This is a genomic window from Photobacterium sp. DNB22_13_2 (assembly GCF_052873915.1).
On the sequence record NZ_JBNNXU010000010.1, the window covers coordinates 120251 to 138923 of the forward strand.

At 48.9% G+C, this 18673-nt stretch carries 20 protein-coding genes; 11 read left to right on the forward strand and 9 right to left on the reverse strand.

All coding sequences use genetic code 11. The annotated features are described in order from the left end of the window. Positions 1-22 precede the first annotated feature (22 nt). The 4 genes from nqrF to dinB all read left to right on the forward strand — a co-directional run bounded on the left by nqrF (position 23) and on the right by dinB (position 3859). Entirely contained in the window at positions 23-1246 is a 1224-nt protein-coding gene (nqrF, locus tag ACVA58_RS15725; RefSeq protein WP_446511358.1) for an NADH:ubiquinone reductase (Na(+)-transporting) subunit F, read from the forward strand. A gap of 130 nt (positions 1247-1376) precedes the next feature. After that, the gene (locus tag ACVA58_RS15730) at positions 1377-2399 is read left to right on the forward strand and encodes an FAD:protein FMN transferase (protein WP_446511359.1); all 1023 of its coding nucleotides are present in this window, start codon (positions 1377-1379) and stop codon (positions 2397-2399) included. A 10-nt stretch (positions 2400-2409) separates the two neighbouring features. Next, on the forward strand, positions 2410-2631 hold the full coding sequence (gene nqrM / locus ACVA58_RS15735; RefSeq protein ID WP_107299250.1) for a (Na+)-NQR maturation NqrM: 222 nt from the start codon (positions 2410-2412) through the stop codon (positions 2629-2631). A gap of 136 nt (positions 2632-2767) precedes the next feature. Next, entirely contained in the window at positions 2768-3859 is a 1092-nt protein-coding gene (dinB, locus tag ACVA58_RS15740; RefSeq protein ID WP_446511360.1) for a DNA polymerase IV, read from the forward strand. 48 nt (positions 3860-3907) lie between these two features. On the opposite strand, the gene ACVA58_RS15745 is transcribed toward dinB, so the two are convergent. The 3 genes from ACVA58_RS15745 to ACVA58_RS15755 all read right to left on the reverse strand — a co-directional run bounded on the left by ACVA58_RS15745 (position 3908) and on the right by ACVA58_RS15755 (position 7143). Beyond that, positions 3908-5368 carry an aminoacyl-histidine dipeptidase gene (locus ACVA58_RS15745; RefSeq protein WP_446511361.1) on the reverse strand — a complete coding sequence of 487 codons (1461 nt, stop codon included), beginning with the start codon at positions 5366-5368 and terminating at the stop codon, positions 3908-3910. A gap of 132 nt (positions 5369-5500) precedes the next feature. Further along, positions 5501-6535 carry a methyl-accepting chemotaxis protein gene (locus ACVA58_RS15750; RefSeq protein WP_446511362.1) on the reverse strand — a complete coding sequence of 345 codons (1035 nt, stop codon included), beginning with the start codon at positions 6533-6535 and terminating at the stop codon, positions 5501-5503. Further along, positions 6526-7143, reverse strand: a complete 618-nt coding sequence (locus tag ACVA58_RS15755) for a cache domain-containing protein (protein WP_446511363.1) — start codon at positions 7141-7143, stop codon at positions 6526-6528. The genes ACVA58_RS15750 and ACVA58_RS15755 overlap by 10 nt, the downstream gene beginning before the upstream one ends. Positions 7144-8211: 1068 nt before the next feature. Between ACVA58_RS15755 and ACVA58_RS15760 the strand changes: the two genes are divergently transcribed. After that, positions 8212-9501: an NCS2 family permease gene (locus ACVA58_RS15760; protein ID WP_446511364.1), complete on the forward strand. Its 1290-nt coding sequence runs from the start codon at positions 8212-8214 to the stop codon at positions 9499-9501. Positions 9502-9553: 52 nt separating this feature from the next. Further along, positions 9554-10012 carry a xanthine phosphoribosyltransferase gene (gpt, locus tag ACVA58_RS15765; RefSeq protein ID WP_255040703.1) on the forward strand — a complete coding sequence of 153 codons (459 nt, stop codon included), beginning with the start codon at positions 9554-9556 and terminating at the stop codon, positions 10010-10012. A 103-nt stretch (positions 10013-10115) separates the two neighbouring features. Here the strand turns inward: gpt and ACVA58_RS15770 are convergent, their stop codons facing one another. Beyond that, positions 10116-10412, reverse strand: a complete 297-nt coding sequence (locus ACVA58_RS15770; protein WP_446511365.1) for a hypothetical protein — start codon at positions 10410-10412, stop codon at positions 10116-10118. Between the two features lie 262 nt (positions 10413-10674). Between ACVA58_RS15770 and frsA the strand changes: the two genes are divergently transcribed. The 4 genes from frsA to ACVA58_RS15790 all read left to right on the forward strand — a co-directional run bounded on the left by frsA (position 10675) and on the right by ACVA58_RS15790 (position 15048). After that, the gene (gene frsA, locus ACVA58_RS15775; protein WP_446511366.1) at positions 10675-11934 is read left to right on the forward strand and encodes an esterase FrsA; all 1260 of its coding nucleotides are present in this window, start codon (positions 10675-10677) and stop codon (positions 11932-11934) included. Between the two features lie 119 nt (positions 11935-12053). Then, positions 12054-12458: a sigma factor-binding protein Crl gene (gene crl, locus ACVA58_RS15780; RefSeq protein WP_446511367.1), complete on the forward strand. Its 405-nt coding sequence runs from the start codon at positions 12054-12056 to the stop codon at positions 12456-12458. A gap of 114 nt (positions 12459-12572) precedes the next feature. Next, the gene (gene proB / locus ACVA58_RS15785; RefSeq protein WP_446511368.1) at positions 12573-13763 is read left to right on the forward strand and encodes a glutamate 5-kinase; all 1191 of its coding nucleotides are present in this window, start codon (positions 12573-12575) and stop codon (positions 13761-13763) included. 28 nt (positions 13764-13791) lie between these two features. Further along, entirely contained in the window at positions 13792-15048 is a 1257-nt protein-coding gene (locus tag ACVA58_RS15790) for a glutamate-5-semialdehyde dehydrogenase (protein ID WP_446511369.1), read from the forward strand. 311 nt (positions 15049-15359) lie between these two features. Here the strand turns inward: ACVA58_RS15790 and ACVA58_RS15795 are convergent, their stop codons facing one another. From ACVA58_RS15795 to ACVA58_RS15815, 5 genes are all read right to left on the reverse strand, one after another. Then, positions 15360-15587: a DUF2897 family protein gene (locus tag ACVA58_RS15795; RefSeq protein WP_255040709.1), complete on the reverse strand. Its 228-nt coding sequence runs from the start codon at positions 15585-15587 to the stop codon at positions 15360-15362. Beyond that, positions 15588-16298, reverse strand: a complete 711-nt coding sequence (locus tag ACVA58_RS15800) for a M15 family metallopeptidase (RefSeq protein WP_446511370.1) — start codon at positions 16296-16298, stop codon at positions 15588-15590. Continuing rightward, entirely contained in the window at positions 16298-17428 is a 1131-nt protein-coding gene (dapE, locus tag ACVA58_RS15805) for a succinyl-diaminopimelate desuccinylase (protein WP_446511371.1), read from the reverse strand. The genes ACVA58_RS15800 and dapE overlap by 1 nt, the downstream gene beginning before the upstream one ends. A 14-nt stretch (positions 17429-17442) precedes the next feature. After that, a complete protein-coding gene (locus ACVA58_RS15810; RefSeq protein WP_446511372.1) occupies positions 17443-17796 on the reverse strand; it encodes an ArsC family reductase in 354 nt (117 codons plus the stop codon). A 73-nt stretch (positions 17797-17869) separates the two neighbouring features. Further along, entirely contained in the window at positions 17870-18268 is a 399-nt protein-coding gene (locus ACVA58_RS15815; protein WP_446511373.1) for an MAPEG family protein, read from the reverse strand. Between the two features lie 114 nt (positions 18269-18382). Between ACVA58_RS15815 and ACVA58_RS15820 the strand changes: the two genes are divergently transcribed. Then, positions 18383-18535 carry an OmpW family outer membrane protein gene (locus ACVA58_RS15820; protein WP_446511424.1) on the forward strand — a complete coding sequence of 51 codons (153 nt, stop codon included), beginning with the start codon at positions 18383-18385 and terminating at the stop codon, positions 18533-18535. The last annotated feature ends 138 nt before the right edge of the window (positions 18536-18673 follow it).

Consider the following 18673-nt stretch of genomic DNA (forward strand, 5'->3'; position numbering starts at 1 on the left):
AGGATAATAAGGAATAAAATCAATGGATATTATTCTTGGCGTAGTCATGTTCACCTTGATTATCCTGGCTCTAGTTTTAGTGATCCTTTTCGCTAAATCTAAGCTGGTACCATCAGGTGACATTACTATCTCAGTAAATGGCGATCCGGAAAAAGCGATTACAACCGCTGCCGGTAACAAACTGCTAAATGCTCTTTCAGCTAGCGGTATCTTTGTTTCTTCTGCTTGTGGTGGCGGTGGCTCTTGTGGCCAGTGTCGCGTTAAAGTTAAATCTGGTGGCGGTGATATCCTGCCAACAGAACTTGACCACATCACAAAAGGTGAAGCACGTGAAGGTGAGCGTCTAGCTTGTCAGGTTAACGTAAAATCTGACATGGACATCGAACTTCCAGAAGAAATTTTTGGTGTTAAGAAGTGGGAATGTGAAGTTCTTTCGAATGATAACGAAGCCACGTTCATTAAAGAACTTGTGCTTAAAATCCCTGAAGGCGAGGAAGTTCCTTTCCGTGCAGGTGGTTACATTCAGATTGAAGCTGAACCACATCACATTAAGTACTCTGACTTCGATGTTCCTGAGGAATACCGCGAAGATTGGGACAAGTTCAACCTGTTCCGTTACGAGTCTATCGTGAAAGAGCATTCAATCCGTGCTTACTCTATGGCGTCATACCCAGAAGAGAAAGGCTTGATCAAGCTGAACGTACGTATTGCAACGCCGCCGCCAAACAATCCTGATGTACCACCTGGCATTATGTCATCGTACATCTGGTCGCTTAAGGCTGGTGACACGTGTACTATCTCTGGTCCATTCGGTGAGTTCTTCGCGAAAGAAACTGACAACGAAATGGTATTCATCGGTGGTGGTGCAGGTATGGCACCTATGCGTTCGCACATCTTTGACCAGCTTCTACGCCTGAAATCTAAGCGTAAGATGACTTACTGGTACGGTGCGCGTTCTAAGCGTGAAATGTTCTACATTGAAGATTTCGATACGCTAGCAGCGGACAACGACAACTTCGAGTGGCATGTTGCCCTGTCTGATCCACTACCAGAAGATAACTGGGATGGTTACACAGGCTTCATTCACAACGTGATCTACGAGAACTACTTGAAAGATCACGAAGCACCTGAAGATTGTGAGTACTACATGTGTGGTCCACCAATGATGAACGCAGCTGTTATCGGCATGCTGAAAGATCTTGGTGTTGAAGACGAAAACATCCTACTGGATGACTTCGGTGGCTAATTAGCTACACACTGAAAAACTGGCTGATCCCCTTTGGGGTCAGCCTTTTTTCGTAATAAGCGCATAATAACAGTATGTAAGATAAGGTTTTTGCATATTATTAACTGTCTTTCATTTGGGGAGTAGTTGGATGAAGACATTGCTACACCGCGCATTGATGATGCTCGCGTTGGTATTTACCCTATCAGCTTGTAGTGATCAGCGTGAGTTGATTCACCTTAACGGTTCGACAATGGGAACCTACTATTCAATTAAGTTGATTAAGCAGGAAGGCTTACCGTCTGCCACGGATATCCAGGCAGAAATTGACCGTCGACTGGAACTGGTTAACGATCAGATGTCGACTTACCGTAAGCATTCCGAGCTCAGCCAATTTAACCAATTCCGCGCCAACGAGCCGTTTGAAGTATCAGCCGACACTGCTAAGGTAGTGACTGAGGCTATCCGTCTTGCCAAGCTGACTGACGGTGCATTGGATGTGACTGTCGGCCCGATTGTCAATCTTTGGAGCTTTGGCCCTGAAGCGCGCCCGGAGAAGACTCCGACAGAACAGGAGCTGACGGAGCGTCGCGAGATAGTGGGTATTCACCACTTGAGCGTGGAAGGTAACACCCTGACCAAGGATATTCCGGATCTGTACGTAGACTTGTCTTCAATTGCCAAGGGATTTGGGGTTGACGTCGTGGCCGATTACTTTGATGATCTAGGCGTGGCAGATTACCTGGTCGAAATCGGCGGTGAGTTGAGCCTTAAGGGCAATAACTTGGAAGGTGTGCCATGGCGCATCGCGATTGAAAAGCCTACTGAAGATGGTAGCCGAGCGATTCAAGAAGTGATTGAGCCGGGTGATATGGCGGTCGCCACTTCGGGTGATTACCGTAATTACTTCGAAGAAGATGGTGTACGCTACTCTCATTTGATCGATCCGAACAGCGGTATGCCGATTGCCAACCATGTGGTATCGGTAACAGTGCTACACCCTTCAAGCATGACGTCAGATGCGCTAGCGACGGCGTTTTCAGTGATGGGTGAAGAAAAGGCACTGGCATTGGCCAACCAAGAACAGATTCCGTTGTTGTTGGTTGTGAAAACAGAGCAGGGCTTCAAGGAATATATCTCTGATGCTTTTGCCCCTTATATGAATCAAAAGTAGAGATTGAATAATGGTTATCTATTTAACTACCTTTGCTGTGTTTTTGCTGGTCATCACGGCGATGGCTGTTGGTTATATTTTCCAGCGTAAAAGCGTGAGTGGTAGCTGTGGCGGCCTTGACGGGATCGGCATCGCCAAAGAGTGTGACTGTCCTGAGCCATGTGATGCGCGCTTGAAGCGTGAAGCACGCGAAGCTCGCGCAGCAGAGTGGAAGAAAAACCAGATCATCTGATCAGGGCAGTCCAGAACGGCTCGCATACTCTGATTTGAAGCCCGGCATTGCCGGGCTTTTTGTTATGCTTCACACCGTTTGATCTAGCCTCTATAATGTTACTGTATAAAAAAACAGTAACTAGGTGTAAGTTCGCATGTCCCCGTTGTCGTTCCCCAATTCTGCCAAGGTGCAGAAAAAGATCATCCATGTCGATATGGATTGCTTTTTCGCGGCGGTCGAGATGCGTGACAATCCTGAGCTGCGTGATATCCCCATTGCGATCGGTGGGCGATCCGAGCAGCGAGGGGTGATCAGCACTTGTAATTATCTGGCGCGCAAGTACGGTGTTCGCTCGGCGATGCCGACCGGAAAAGCGATGCAGCTCTGTCCGCACCTTACGTTGGTATCTGGCCGGATGGCTGTCTATAAAGAAGTGTCGATTCAGATCCGCGAAATCTTCCAGCGTTATACCGATAAAATAGAACCACTATCCCTCGATGAAGCCTACCTAGATGTGACCGACTGCGATCTGTGTCATGGCTCTGCTACCTTGATTGCCGAAGATATCCGCCGCACCATTCGCGAGGAGCTCAACCTCACGGCATCAGCCGGGATCGCACCGGTTAAGTTCATTGCCAAAATTGCTTCGGATCTCAACAAGCCCGATGGCCAGTATGTCGTGACACCCGCTCAGATCCCCGACTTTGTCGCCGACTTGAAGCTTGAGAAAATCCCCGGAGTCGGCAAGGTCACTATCCAGAAGCTTCATGACAAAGGCTTATATGTCGGCAAAGATGTCCAGCAGTACGATAGGCATATGCTGTTGCAGCAGTTTGGTAAGTTCGGCCAGTCACTGTGGTCCCGCGCCCACGGTATTGATGAGCGGGAAGTCGTGGTGGAGCGTGAGCGCAAATCGGTTGGGGTAGAGCGAACCTTCACCCAAAATATCAGCAGCTATGAGCAATGCTGGGAAGTGATAGAGCGCTTGTTTCCTGAATTGGAAAAGCGCCTCAAGCGGGTTCGCCCTGAGCTCAATATTGCCAAGCAGGGGGTCAAGGTGAAGTTTGCAGACTTTCAGCAAACCACGGTTGAGCATACCCAGCCCAAGTTGGACAAGGCCCAGTTTGTGGGATTGTTGAAAGAGGCTTTGACCCGTCAGCAGGACAGGGAGATCCGTTTGATTGGGATCAGTGTCGGGTTGGAACTTGGTACCCGGGCACAGCAGTTGTCGTTTGAGGGGTTTTGAAGTAAAAAAGCAGGCCTCGGCCTGCTTTTGTTATTTCCGTGCGGAGGGTTAGCCCTTAACCGGGATATTCTTCAGGATCGCTACCATTTGTTCCCAGAATAGGGCAACGGTGTCGATCTGAACTTTCTCGTCCGGCGAGTGCGGGAACTTGATCGTTGGACCGAAAGAAATCATATCCATGTTCGGGTATGGCTTCTTGAACAGACCACACTCAAGACCGGCGTGGATCACCATGATGTTAGGTACGCGGCCGTAGATGCTTTCGTACGTTTCACGGAACAGATGCATAACTTCAGAATCCGCATCTGGCTTCCAACCAGGGTAAGTGCCAGAGAACTCACAGCTTGCGCCCGCAAGAGAAGCGACAGCTTTTAGCATGCCTTCGACATTGCTACGGCCAGAGTCGATTAGTGAGCGGATCAGGCAAAGCACCGTGATTTTATCAGCTTCAGTCGTGATCACACCGACGTTCAGTGACGTTTCAACTACACCTTGGATAGCATCGCTCATGCGGATCACACCGTTAGGGCAGGCGTTCAGCATGTTGATGAAACGCTGTTGGTCTGCGGTTGCAAGCACATCAGCAGGAAATTCAGTTGTTTCGGTAAATAGGTTGATGCCCGTTTCGACACGGCCAAGTTCAGCTACTAGCAGCTCTTGGTAGTAGGCGAACAACTCGTTCAGCTTATCGACATTTTCTGCTGGTAGGGCAACAACAGCGCTTGCTTCACGTGGGATAGCATTACGTAGGCTGCCACCAGTAAGAGAGGTTAGGCGCAAGCCTAGCTCTTCGGCGTGACCAAACAGGAAGCGGCCAAGGATCTTGTTGGCATTACCACGGCCAGTGTGAATATCACAGCCTGAGTGACCGCCTTTAAGGCCTTTAACAATTAGCTTTATAGCTTGGTAATCAGCAGGCGTTTCATCGCGCTGGATCTCAACAACAAGGGAGCCGTCAACACCGCCGGCACAGCCCATGTAGACTTCGCCTTCTTGCTCTGAATCAGTGTTTAGCAGGATATCGCCTTCCAGCCAGCCTTCTTCAAGACCAAAGGCACCTGTCATGCCGGCTTCTTCATCAATGGTCAGCAGAACTTCTAGCGGGCCGTGCTCGATATCTTTAGCTGCCAGTACAGCAAGACAAGCCGCCATACCCATACCGTTATCGGCACCCAAAGTTGTGCCCTTGGCCGTCACCCACTCACCATCAATGTATGGCTGGATAGCATCAGTCAGGAAATCATGGTCGGTATCTTCATTCTTTTGCGGCACCATATCAATGTGAGCTTGAAGAACAACACCCTTGCGGTCTTCCATGCCCGGTGTCGCCGGCTTTTTGATGAAGACATTACCCACCGTATCGCGACGCACAGCAAGGCCTTGAGCTTCAGCAAATTGGATGATGTGCTGGGCTAGGGCTTCTTCATGCTTAGATGGGTGTGGGATTGAGCAGATTTGATCGAAGAATTGCCACACAGGCTGTGGTGACAGTTGACTGATCTCAGACACAGCAGTCTCCTTTATAAACTTTTAGTTATTGGCGATAAATTGGTGAAAAATTAACTATATTGCAAAGTTATTCAGAACAATTAACTATTGCGGTTAACCTCAAGGATACCACTGTGCCTGAAACGGTAACAGCTAAATCTTAAAGTGGCCGATATGGCTTTCCAAGCTTTGTCCGTTGGTCAACAACTGGGCACTGGCGGCGGCAATGTGGTCACCATGTTCAACCGTTTGGTGGCTGTGTTCGGTTAGCTGATGCAGGCTCTGGTTGATCTCCTCAGCGGCTTGTGACTGCTGGTCACTGGCTTCGGCAATATGCTGGTTGAGCGCTAGTATTGTGGTGATCTGCTTGCCGATGGCGCTCAGGGTTTGGGCAACCTCACCAGAATGCTCGGCGGTGCTGGAGGATTGCTCACGGGTTTTAACCAAGGCTCCGCTGACACTGTTGGCTTTGTTTTGCAGACTGGCAATGATGGTTTCAATTTCATTGGTACTTGACTGGGTTCTTGTAGCGAGGGTGCGAACCTCATCGGCGACCACGGCAAAACCACGGCCTTGCTCCCCGGCCCGGGCTGCTTCTATAGCAGCGTTGAGGGCCAGCAGGTTGGTCTGTTCGGCAATGCCACGGATCACATCCAATACCGAGCCGATAGTTTGTGAGTCTCGTTCTAATGCGTGCGCACTGTGGTTGGCCTCGTCTAGTAAGGTCAACAATGCGTGCATCTCTTTGGCGGAGTTGGACACAACGGCAATACTGTTGTTGCTGTATTGCTGTGCTTGATCAGCCGCGTCGGCTGCTTGCTGAGCTGACTGGGCGACATCTTGATTATTAACATGGAGCTGGTTCATCGCAGTGGCAACGCTGTCTATACCACGGTAAGCCTGGTTGGCACTGCTTGTGGTCTGGGTAGCAACACTGTTGAGCTGGCTGGCAGCGGCACTGATCTGATCACTTACCGGGGCTATGTCACGTAGCATACCGGACAAATGATTTGAGAAGGTGTTATAGGAGCGAGCCAGCTGGCTGAGTTCATCATCGCCCTGACTGGGTAAACGTTGGGTTAAGTCACCGTCACCTTCTGCTATATCATGCATTGCCTGAGCCGTTTCGTGGCACTGGATGGTTATCGAGCGGGTGATGCGCCAAGCGAGCAACGTACTTAAAGCCATGCACTAAACAGGAAGAGGCTGAATTGCCGGACTTCACTATAAAATAGTGCACTGACATCATCGACATAGATCCCCGAGCCGACAATCCACCCCCATGGTGCAAAGCCTTTCACAAACGATATCTTCTCTACCGGGGTACTGAAGCCGGGTTTTTCCCAGTGGTAATCGACAAAGCCTTCGCCTTGCTGGCGGACGGTGTCGGCCATCTCGACAAACAGGGCTGTGCCATTAGGATCTTTAAAACTGTCCAGACGTTGACCGTTGAGTGAAGGCTTGAAAGGATGCATCACCATTGTTGGGGTCATATCGTTGATCCAGAAATAATCCTTATGCTCGTAACGTAAAGTGGCTAGAGCTTCAATCGCCAGCTGTTTGGCTTGTGCTTGAGTGAGCGTGCCTTGCTGCTCTAGAGAATGGAAATAGGCGAGTAGGCTATGGGTACTTTCTACGAGGTGGCGGGTCTTGATCCTTTTTTGTTCCATGATGTTGGTTTGGTAGTTGGCAATAAACACCACCAGTGGCAATAGGGTCAACGCTGTCACGATAAAGCTCAATAGATAGAGCCGTTTGCCAATAGAGATTCTCCGTAGATATGAAAATGCCGCCATCTTGTCCCTCACCCGCTGCTATCGATATGTGTTCGCTTGAGTAAAGTATGTTGTATCTATGTTGGTGTTCAATAGGGCTGGCGTTACACTTTGGTCGCGAAAGGGTGAAAACGTGAACTCATGCGATGTAATTTAATTACAGAAATTGTTGATCGAACACTCAGTATTGGCAAAAGTGTGATGAAGTTAAAGAAAATGCTTGTAAGTTTATTACGGCAAGGCTATAGTTGTTCCATCTTCTGAACGAAGACGAACGACACAAAATTTTGCTCTAGGATGAGCCCGAGATATCGCCTCCATGGAACCGAGTTGAAGTCAGGCCAAGATGGTCAAACACACCAAATGTGTGTACTCATTGCTTAATAGTTAAGGTGATAAAAATGAAAGTATTTGAATCTGTAAATAAATTTTGGAACAACCGCGCTGTATACACTGGTAACTTTAAGTACCCAAGCTCGTTCGGCTACTAATTCTACGGTTTGTCCGGTTTTATATGGCCGGGCAGATCTACGTGGTCCATTTTTTGTTCACCCCCCTTTGTTTAAGAATCTCCTAAAACCGCTCTTCGGTTTGTAGTTACATTCTTGACGCCACTTCTAGTTGAAGTGGCGTTTTTTTTATCTCTTTGATTCACCCATCACTATTCCCCTATCATACTCATACGTGCTTTATTTCACCTTATTTCATACCTTTTGAGTGTTATCGATTACATTTGATGTTAGCTGTTAAATGAAGACCTCTTTTGCTTCATATTAACGATTGCGCATAGGTATAAAATAGTAATCGAATGAAATGTAATCATGCTGTTAATTAAATAAACCTTTGTTTTTAATTGAATTTATTTTGCGTCGCTTTTTTGTGGTTGGTTTTTTATTCGGTTGCCCGTATTCATTGATGATAAATACGTTATTTACTGGAAATTGATAATAATCGAGCATATAATCGCCACCCAAAATAGGGACGCAATCGTTTACTATTTTTTAAATGTTCATGATGTGTGGAATCCGGGATACGGGTTCGGTACATCCCAAAAACCAATTGCTTAATATCTCCAAGGAATCGAGAGCAATGCTTGAGAAAATTTTTAAACTCAAAGAGCACGGTACAGATGTCCGTACTGAGCTGCTAGCGGGTCTGACTACCTTCTTGACGATGGCTTACATCATTTTTGTAAACCCATCTATGCTGTCGGCGACGGGTATGGATCAAGGCGCTGTCTTTGTCGCGACTTGTCTGGCAGCCGTTGTCGGCTGTTTTATCATGGGGTTTGTGGCTAACTATCCGGTTGCACAGGCACCGGGGATGGGGCTAAATGCCTTCTTCACTTACGGTGTTGTGTTAGGTATGGGCCATACTTGGCAAGTTGCATTGGCTGCAGTGTTCCTGTCGGGTTTGTGTTTTATAGCATTGAGCGTTTTACGGGTACGTGAGTGGATCATCAACTCGATCCCTCATGCCCTGCGGATCGGGATTTCGGCGGGTATTGGTTTGTTCTTGGCTTTTATCGCCTTGCAAAGTTCTGGCATCGTAGTTGATAACCCAGCAACCCTTGTACAGGTGGGTGATTTCACCAGCTTCCCAGCGGCAATGGCTTCATTGGGCTTCTTCCTAACGATTGCGCTGGTGCACCGTGGCTATAAAGCGGCTGTGTTAATTGCGATTTTGGTCGTAACGGCAATCAGCGTGCTGGTGGGTGAAGTGACTTATGCCGGTATCATGTCAGCACCACCAAGCATTGCTCCGACCTTTATGCAGATGGATTTCTCTGGTGCATTGGAAGTGGGCTTGATTTCAGTAGTCTTTGCGTTCCTATTTGTTGACCTATTCGACACAGCGGGCACCTTGGTCGGTGTCGCGACGAAAGCGGATCTGATTGATAAAGATGGCAAGCTACCGCGTCTTAACCGCGCGCTATTGGCCGACAGTACAGCAACATCTGTTGGTGCGGTATTGGGTACATCAAATACCACGTCTTACGTTGAAAGTGTGTCGGGTGTGGCCGTGGGCGGTCGTACCGGTCTGACTGCGGTGACGGTTGGCGTTTTGTTCCTGTTGGCATTGTTCTTTGCACCGCTAGCAGGTATGGTTCCTGCCTATGCGACAGCAGGTGCGTTGTTCTACGTTGCCATCCTGATGATGTCCGGATTGGTTAGCGTTGACTGGCGTGACTTAACAGAAGCAGCACCAGTAGTTGTAGTTTGCCTACTGATGCCGTTAACATACTCCATCGCGGAAGGTATTGGCCTTGGCTTTATCACCTACGCTGCCGTCAAAACGATGAGTGGCAAAGGTCGTGATGTAAATATTAGTGTTTGGGTTATCGCAGCCCTATTTGTTGCTAAAATTATTTTTCTATAACAGTAAATAAATACATACAGCAGTTTTTTGCTGACTCAGAGGTTCATCGGATATGAGTAATAAGTTCATCATCACTTGGGACAACATGCAAATGTATACCCGTCAGCTAGCAGAGAAACTACTTCCTGCAGATCAGTGGAAAGGTATCATTGCCGTTAGCCGTGGTGGTTTGGTTCCATCTGCAATCTTGGCACGTGAACTTGGTATTCGTTATGTTGATACAGTATGTATCTCAAGCTACGACCACGATCACCAACGTGAGATGACGGTACTGAAGCAAGCTGAAGGTGATGGTGAAGGCTTCATCGTTATCGATGATCTGGTGGACACCGGCGGTACCGCGGAAATGATCCGTAAAATGTACCCGAAAGCAAAATTTGTGACTGTATGTGCTAAGCCTGCAGGCCAACACCTGGTTGATGACTACGTGGTAGACATCCCGCAGGAAACTTGGATCGAGCAGCCATGGGACATGGCCGTGACTTACGTAGATCCAATCGCAAAAAAATAATATCGCTTGAGTGAGTAAACTTGAGTAAGTAAAAAAGGAGCCTATGGCTCCTTTTTTTATGCCTGAAAAACGCTATTGAAAAGCGATGCCATGAAAAATCGGGTTAGCTGGCTTTAGCTCTGATATCCGATAGGGACTCGCCATTGGGTTTGTTGCGGTAATAGTTGTTGTAGTTGATGAGGTCAACCATGGTATTACCGGTGATTGTACATTGGCGTTGGTATTTAGTTTGGAAGCTATCGGGGATTCGTTCACCTGATATATCCAGGCATAAAGGGGTTTTGGCATTAATGCCGCCAGAACCCTCGCCGGGGTTGCCCCCCAAGGAGCCGCCACTTCCAAAAGCGAGTACTGATGAAGAGAAAAAAAGCGAAGCACAAAGGCAAAGGACGTATCGCATACTTACCACCGTATGAAGTACTGATAGGTAAGTAAAAGCATAGCTGACTCTTTATATTGCTGTGTACAGGATCTGCAACTGGTGGGATTTGTTTATCGGCTCATACTGTAAGTATCTGTTGGGTGGTATACTTTAAAAATATAAACACTATAAGCACATGCAGATAACTGAGCAGATATTGGACTCTAGCGACTATGCTGAGGCTACCCAATTTGTTTGATTTTGTTTAGTTCGGCTTGTGCGTATCAATATGGAGCTGAACGTGTCTGAATCGTCCAATACCAATCTTTCCGAAAAGCTCTTTGCCCCGAGGCAAACCTCTAAAGAAACCTCGAGCTTGGTGAAGTTGGCCAATGTTGCCGATACCCCTATCCACAATGCCCTTGATGGGGACAGTGAAGCAGGCTGGTACCGAGTGATGCGCCGCCCGCAGTGGATCTGGCAGGGGATAGACCCGATAGAACTCGAAGCGATCCTTTCCAGGATGGCCAAGTCCGAAGCGCCGCGTACCCGCGATGACCTGCTTGATACCGTGATAGGCTATAAACCGGGCAACTGGGTGTATGAATGGTGCCAGTCGGGTGGGATGTACCACAAGGCTGCACGTGCTTTGCTAGAACAAGGCGAGAAGGAAAAGGCGGCAGAGCAGTTAATCACGGCCAGTATGTATTACAGTATCGGTGCCTACCCGCACCTGAAAGGGGATGCTCTGTCTGCACAAGCAGAGCTGCAAGCCAATCAGGCTTACCGCGATGCAATGGAAAACATGCCACACCAAATGCGGACCATTGATGTCAAATACGAGAACAAGACCTTCCAGGCCTTTATTCACCTGCCTCGTACTGACAAGCTATTACCAACAGTGATCGTCAGTGGTGGTTTGGATACCCTGCAGTCAGACCTATTGCGTTTGTATCAAAAGTACTTCGGGCCTGCTGGTTTTGCGATGATCACTCTGGATATGCCTTCGGTCGGTCACAGTAGCCATTGGTCGTTGACCGAGGATACCAGCCGTTTACACCAAGCTCTGTTGCAGCAAGTCATGGATGTGCCCTGGGTCGATCATACCCGTGTAGCTATGTTGGGGCTGCGTTTTGGTGGCAATGCCGCTATTCGTTTGGGGTTCCTTGAGCCTACTCGTTTAAAAACCTGTGTCAGTGTTGGCGGGATCATCCACAGTGGATTGGCTGATGCCAAGCGGTTGGATGCAATGCCAAGGATGTATCTCGACATGCTTGCGTCTCGGTTGGGGAAACATGGCGTGTCGAAATCCAGTTTGGTTTCCCATCTGCCTGCATGGTCACTCAAGCACCAGGGTTTATTGGGGCGCCGCAAAATTGATGTCCCGATGTTGGGTATTGGCCTCAAGGGCGATCCGGTGTGTTCTGAGTTCGATAATCAGCTAATAGCGATGTCGAGTCGCGGCGGCAAGGCGATCACGTTACCGGAGAAGCCGCTGCACGATGGTTATCACCGTGCGATGACCACGGTCGTCGACTGGCTGAAGGAAAAGCTCGCCTAACATGTACCATAATCAAGAAGTCTTTATCAATATGTCTGTTTTGTAAATAAATTGTTGCCAAGTGAGCGGTTTATGGCTTAAATGGAATAGGTAAATTATTGCTAGGGATGGAGATGATTATGACGACCGAAAAGACTTTCCCGCCCCATGGGCGTTTGATGACGAAGCTGACGGCCTTGGGACCATATTTACGTCAGCCTCTGTCTTCTGAAGGGCATTTTTTCTTTGACTGCCTATCCAGTTGTGTCAGTGCAAAAAAGGCACCTGATGAGCGTGAATTCTGGGGCTGGTGGTTCATCATTGAAGCTAATGATGAGGGATTTGAATATCACTACGGCTTCGGTCGTTACGATGGTGCTGGTGAATGGGTGAAGGATCCGGTCCCGGCCAAACATGAGAAAGCGGTACAGCAAACGTTAGAAGATTTTTATCCAAAATTGGAAGGTTTATTGCAAAAAGACTTCGAACTGATCTTATCGCCTTCAAAAGTACTGAAAGAGCCAGAGTTAGGTAGCGTCGCCTAATTATCCAGCCTGACCTTAAATGAAGAAAAATGCGCCTACATGGCGCATTTTTCTTGTGATTTATAAAGGGTATTGATACAACATCATTCAACTTATTCTTTTTGTTTTATCCCCATGGCAGAGACAAATATCCTAAATGTACAAAACAAGGACTTGGTAACCGCAGGCTCGAAAAACGGGTCTCAAAACCAAGAGGCTAGGCACAGTTCACAGACTATCGTCGTCAAGCTGGGTACCAGCGTATTGACCGGTGGTACGTTAAAGCTGGATCGTGCCCATATGGTTGAACTGGTTCGTCAGTGCGCACAGTTGCGCCGTCTGGGCCACAAGGTCATTATCGTGACGTCAGGCGCAATTGCCGCTGGCCGAGAACATTTAGGATACCCCGAACTGCCCAAAACCATGGCTAGCAAGCAATTATTGGCAGCTGTTGGTCAGAGCCGCTTGATCCAAGAGTGGGAAAGCCTGTTCGGTATCTATGGCCTGCACGTAGGGCAGATGCTGCTAACCCGTGCGGATCTTGATGATCGTGAACGGTACCTTAATGCCCGCGATATGATTGTTGCCTTGCTGGATAACGGTATTATCCCGGTTGTGAACGAGAATGATGCCGTTGCGACCACAGAGATCAAGGTGGGTGATAACGATAATCTCTCGGCATTGGTCGGTATCTTGGCTGGCGCCGATAAGTTATTGTTGCTTACCGATCAGCCGGGCCTCTTTACTGCCGACCCGCGCAATAATCCGGATGCAGAGCTGATCCGTGAAGTTCATACCATTGATGAAACATTGCGTAAGATCGCAGGTGGTAGTGTCGGTGGTCTGGGTACCGGCGGCATGGCAACCAAGTTGCAAGCGGCTGATGTTGCACGTCGTGCGGGGATTGAAGTGATTATCGCTGCCGGTAGCCGTCCAGGTGTGGTGGCAGATTTAGCACAAGGCACGTCTGTCGGTACGCGCTTCTTGCCACTGGAGTCACCGCTGGAAAGCCGTAAACGTTGGATTTTGGCCGGTCCTCCACCTGCTGGAGATATCGTGATCGACCAAGGTGCAGCGGTTGCTGTGCAGCAGCGCGGAAGTAGCCTGCTGTCGAAAGGGATCACCGAGGTGAAAGGTGAGTTCGAGCGTGGAGAAGTGGCTCGGATTTTCAATACCCAAGGCGAACTGCTTGCCCGCGGGATCAGCCGTTACTCTAGCGACGATCTGGCGAAAATTGCCGGTAAGCATAGTCAAGATATTTATCAGGTGTTGGGTTATGAATATGGCCCTGTTGCTGTACACCGTGACGACTTGGTAGTCATCTAACTCGTATTGAAACGTAAGGGAAAAGAACATGAATCTTGAACTGATGGGCCAAGCGGCGCAACAGGCGGCCTTTGAGCTAGCAACGGCAGCAACAAAGCAGAAAAACCACGCATTGGCTGTGATTGCCGATGAGCTAGAAGCAAACCAAGACGTGATTTTGTCGGCCAACGCCAAAGATATTGCCGCTGCGAAAGAAGCCGGTATGACTGATGCGCTAGTTGATCGCCTGTTACTCAATGCCGAGCGTTTGGCAGGTATTGCTAATGATGTCCGCAACGTGATCAGCCTCAATGATCCTGTGGGTTCGGAACTAGACAGCAAAGTGCTGGAAAACGGCATGCGCCTGAGCCGCCGTCGCGTACCGCTAGGTGTGGTTGGCGTGATTTATGAAGCTCGACCGAATGTGACTATCGATATCGCTGCTTTGTGCCTGAAAACGGGTAACGCCAGTATCCTTCGTGGTGGCCGCGAGACGTTCCACTCCAATATGGAACTCGTTAAAGTGATCCAGGCTGCCCTTGAGAAAACAGGTCTACCAACGGCTTCGGTGCAGTACATTGAAAAACCAGACCGTGAATTGGTATCCCAACTACTTAAGATGGATCAGTATGTCGATATGATCATCCCGCGCGGTGGTGCAGGCCTGCACAAGATGTGTAAGGAAAACAGCACTATCCCAGTGATCATTGGCGGTTTCGGTATCAGCCATGTCTACGTTGATGCCTCAGCTGATCTCTCGCGTACACTAGATGTAGTGGAGAATGCCAAGGTACAGCGTCCGTCGGCCTGTAATGCCCTTGATACCCTATTGGTTCATGAGAAAGTCGCTGAAGCTTTTTTGCCTCGTCTAACTGAGCGCTTGAATGCGAGCAATGTTGACCTAGTTGCTGACGAGAATGCCTACGAGCTACTTGAAGGCAAAGCGGCCAGCCTACGCCGTGTCACCGACGGTGACTACGACACCGAATGGTTAAGCTTCACATTGGGGATCAAAATCGTAAAGGATGTGGAAGAAGCCATCGCCCACATGCGCAAACACAACGCCAGCCATTCCGACGCCATCATGACCAATGATCTGGTAGCGGCTGAGCGCTTTGTTAATGCGGCAGGCTCTGCAGCGGTCTACGTCAATGCATCGACCCGCTTCACTGATGGTGCGCAGTTTGGCCTGGGCGCGGAAGTTGCCGTGTCGACCCAGAAGCTGCATGCCCGTGGTCCGATGGGGCTGGAAGAATTAACAAGCTATAAGTGGGTGGGGATCGCTGACTACCTCCCTCGTTCGTAACAATGATTTCGTTGTCAGTTTGCCTATAACTTTATCGCAAGTGCTCATTTACTATCGTAAACTCCGCGCTTGTTCTTTGTTCTCACAGCAACTGACATAGAGAAAACAATCAGCATTCTTAGCGGGAGCTTTTGGCTCCCGTTTTCGTACTTGAAAGAAAGTAGTGTTCATTAATCAGCGAGTACTCGTAGCGTGAGCGGCGAGCTCGATGTTAGCAGATAAATTGTTTGCTAAGGGCACAGCAAGAAAGGTATTGAATGTCGGTTTGTAAGAGCTATAACAAAAAACGAGAGCGTGATGCTCTCGTTTTTTTATATGTGATTTTTGAGGTTTTTTAAGTCTTGGTTTTTATCGTTGGCGGTTTGTTTTTCTATTAGCTCGTCGAGTTCTTGCTCGCGCCGACTCTTATCGTACATGTATTTGACTTTGTCCTTGTAGCCAAATTTCATGTTAGCGGTGTATTTCAGCGCCGCAATGTTACCGACCACCACGCTGACGACAATGATGCTGATAACCCACGGGTTGAGTAGCCATTCCATTTACACCTCACAGATATTCTCTATGTACTTACTATAGAGACTATCAAGGTTTTCCAGTATGTGCGACTTTCCTGCAAGCTCTGATTGGCTAAGTGTGCGCTTGAGCAGATCTGGCGTGAGCTGTAAAAGTAAATATTTGCTAACCGGGAAGTAGCTGATATGCCAAGGCTCACACGCAACGCCACCGCGATCGTCGGCATAGGGAGGATAGAAACCAAAGTCGGCCATATTGGCTGCTAGCCATTGGCTAAAGGCTGCTTGGTGACCACCTTCTTCGTACTCCCAAGGCTCGAGTTGTAGCTGTGTATCATTGGGTAAGTAGTTTGCCGCGTACACATCGATATCGGTGCCCCAATGGTGACGACTAGCGCCTGGCAGGGCTGACCAACGCATAATCGCGTGGATCTTCTCAAGCTCGCTGAGGCTGCTTGGATCAAGCGGTTGGCTGTTGCTATCGAGCAGCGGTCTCTGGCCTGAAAACTTGTTATTCCAAATCAGCAACTGGCGCTCAAAAGGGCGGAAGGCACTAGCGAGCCGAAGGTCAAAGCCGTTTTGGTTGGCTGCCTCTTTTAGCGCTTGAAAGGCCGGGAGCATTTGCTGGTGGACATAAGGGTGCCCGCCAGTTGGGTTTAATGAGACCAGATGGCTGGTATCTTGTCCGGTAAGTTGCCCGGCGGTATGTTGCCGGGCTTTGCTTGGGTGGTTAACCATTAAAGGGCTTTTTCCATCACTTTCTGGTACATGTCGGTGAGTTTCTCCAGATCGGCCACCTTCACACATTCATTCACTTTGTGGATGGTGGCGTTGACTGGGCCTAGCTCGATAACCTGTGCTCCGGTACGGGCAATGAAGCGGCCGTCAGAGGTACCGCCAGTGGTCAATAGCTCTGGTTTTTTATGGTTCACCTCTTCAATCGCCTCGACCACAGCGTCAAGCAGGGTACCTTCGTCAGTCAGGAATGGATGGCCGCTGAAGGTCCAGGCGAGATCGTAATCAAGGCCGTGGGCATCAAGTACAGAGTGGACTTTGCGTTTGATATCATCAACTGTCAACTCGGTACTGAACCGGAAGTTGAATTGAACATGGAACTCGCCCGGGATCACGTTTGATGCGCCAGTACCAGCAGATAGGTTAGCGATCTGGAAGCTGGTTGGTGGGAAGTAGGCATTGCCATTGTCCCACGTTGTCGCGGCCAACTCGGCCAGTGCCGGCATTGCACGGTGAACCGGATTATCGGCAAGGTGAGGGTAGGCAACGTGGCCTTGGGTACCCTTGATATTCACATCACCAGTGATTGAACCACGGCGGCCGTTTTTGACCACGTCACCCACAGCGTGGGTGCTCGATGGCTCACCAACAATACACATGTCGATTTTTTCATTACGGGCTTCCAGCGTATCGATGACACGGGTTGTTCCGTTGATGAAAGGACCTTCTTCATCTGAAGTGATCAACAGGGCGATAGAGCCTTTGTGATCTGGGTTTTCTGCCAAGAAGCGCTCGATGGCCACAATAATGCACGCCAGTGAGCCTTTCATATCCGCAGCGCCTCGGCCGTGGAGATAACCATCAATAATGGTTGGCTCGAAAGGCGCGGTATGCCATTTATCGGGGTTACCCGCAGGCACGACATCGGTATGGCCAGCAAAAACAAACAGCGGTGCTTCAGTGCCGCGGCGGGCCCAAAGGTTGGTGGTATCTTCGAACACCATGGTTTCGATGTTAAAACCGAGTTTTTCCAGACGCTCAATCATGACGTCTTGGCAACCAGCATCTTCAGGGGTCACTGACTGGCGGCTGATAAAGTCTTTCGCCAGGGCGAGAACCGGGCTATCTGACATCCTTGTATCCTTCCTTAATTTGTTTGGAAAACTTCTTGGTATTGGGCAGGCTTGAAGCCCAAGTGGTAGCCGTTGTTGTGAACCAACAGCGGGCGCTTGATCATGGCTGGATATTCCAGCATTAACTCAATCGCGCTTTGCTGGTTCAGGCTGGCTTTTTGCTCGTCACTTAGCTGGCGGTAAGTGGTACCGCGCTTGTTGACCATAGCTTCCCAGCCTAATTCTGATTCAAACTGCTCGAGCATGCCACGGTCTAGGCCGTCGACACGGTAGTCATGGAAGGTATATTCGATATTTTCGGCTTCAAGCCACTTCTTCATTTTCTTGATGGTATCGCAATTTTTGATGCCGTAAGCAATTGTACTCATAGTTATTCTGGCTGACTTGTTTTGTGAACTTGGTCTCTCTTTATAGCGGGAATAGGCGGGGGGTGCAATGGCTTCAACCGCCGTAGCTGATAGCCAGTTTTATCAGCCACATATTGGCCAAGATCCCAAGTACAAAGACTATAGTTCGCCATGGGCTAAGTTTGAAAGCATAGCAAATGAAATAGAGCACCCGGCTGATGATAAATAAGTAGGCGGGCAGGGCCGATTCATGGGCTGGCACGCCTGAGAGGTGGGCAATAAGCACACAGCTTGAGAAGACGGACAGGATCTCCCAGCCATTAGCCTGGGCTGCTTTTACTCTGGAAGCCGCTCCGGTGAGTTCGCGGTCTTGGAGGCGCGGCTGATTGATATCGAGCTTACCGGTCTGGCGAACCGTCAACCACCCACCAATACCCGCCAGCAAATAGTTAATCAGTATCATGACGATAATACACCAGAAGGCTGGGATCATAGTGGCTCCTTTTCGCTGGATACCTCTGTGGTCGATACCTTCGAGGTGGATGTATAGAAGATTGCCAAAGTATAGATGACAAGGTGAAACATGAGTAAATAAGCACCGGTAGACATATTCAATGAATATTTCAACTCGACTGAGGAGAGTGTCCAGTCCTGCGATTTGAAACTGGAAGACTCGTGGGGTCTAGCAGTCAATGTGGGTATTGGTTATCAGGTAAAGGATAATGGGTTCTTCGGCCCATATGGTGACAGCCGGTTATAGTCTTTAATTCAACATCTTATTGGTCACAGAGGTGAGGGGGCAATGTTGGTTGCAATCAAACCTAGAGAGATTTGTATTTTTGTGTGATATTTCAAGTTGTTGTTTAAAAATGTATTTTTTGTTTCCGGAATGACAAGG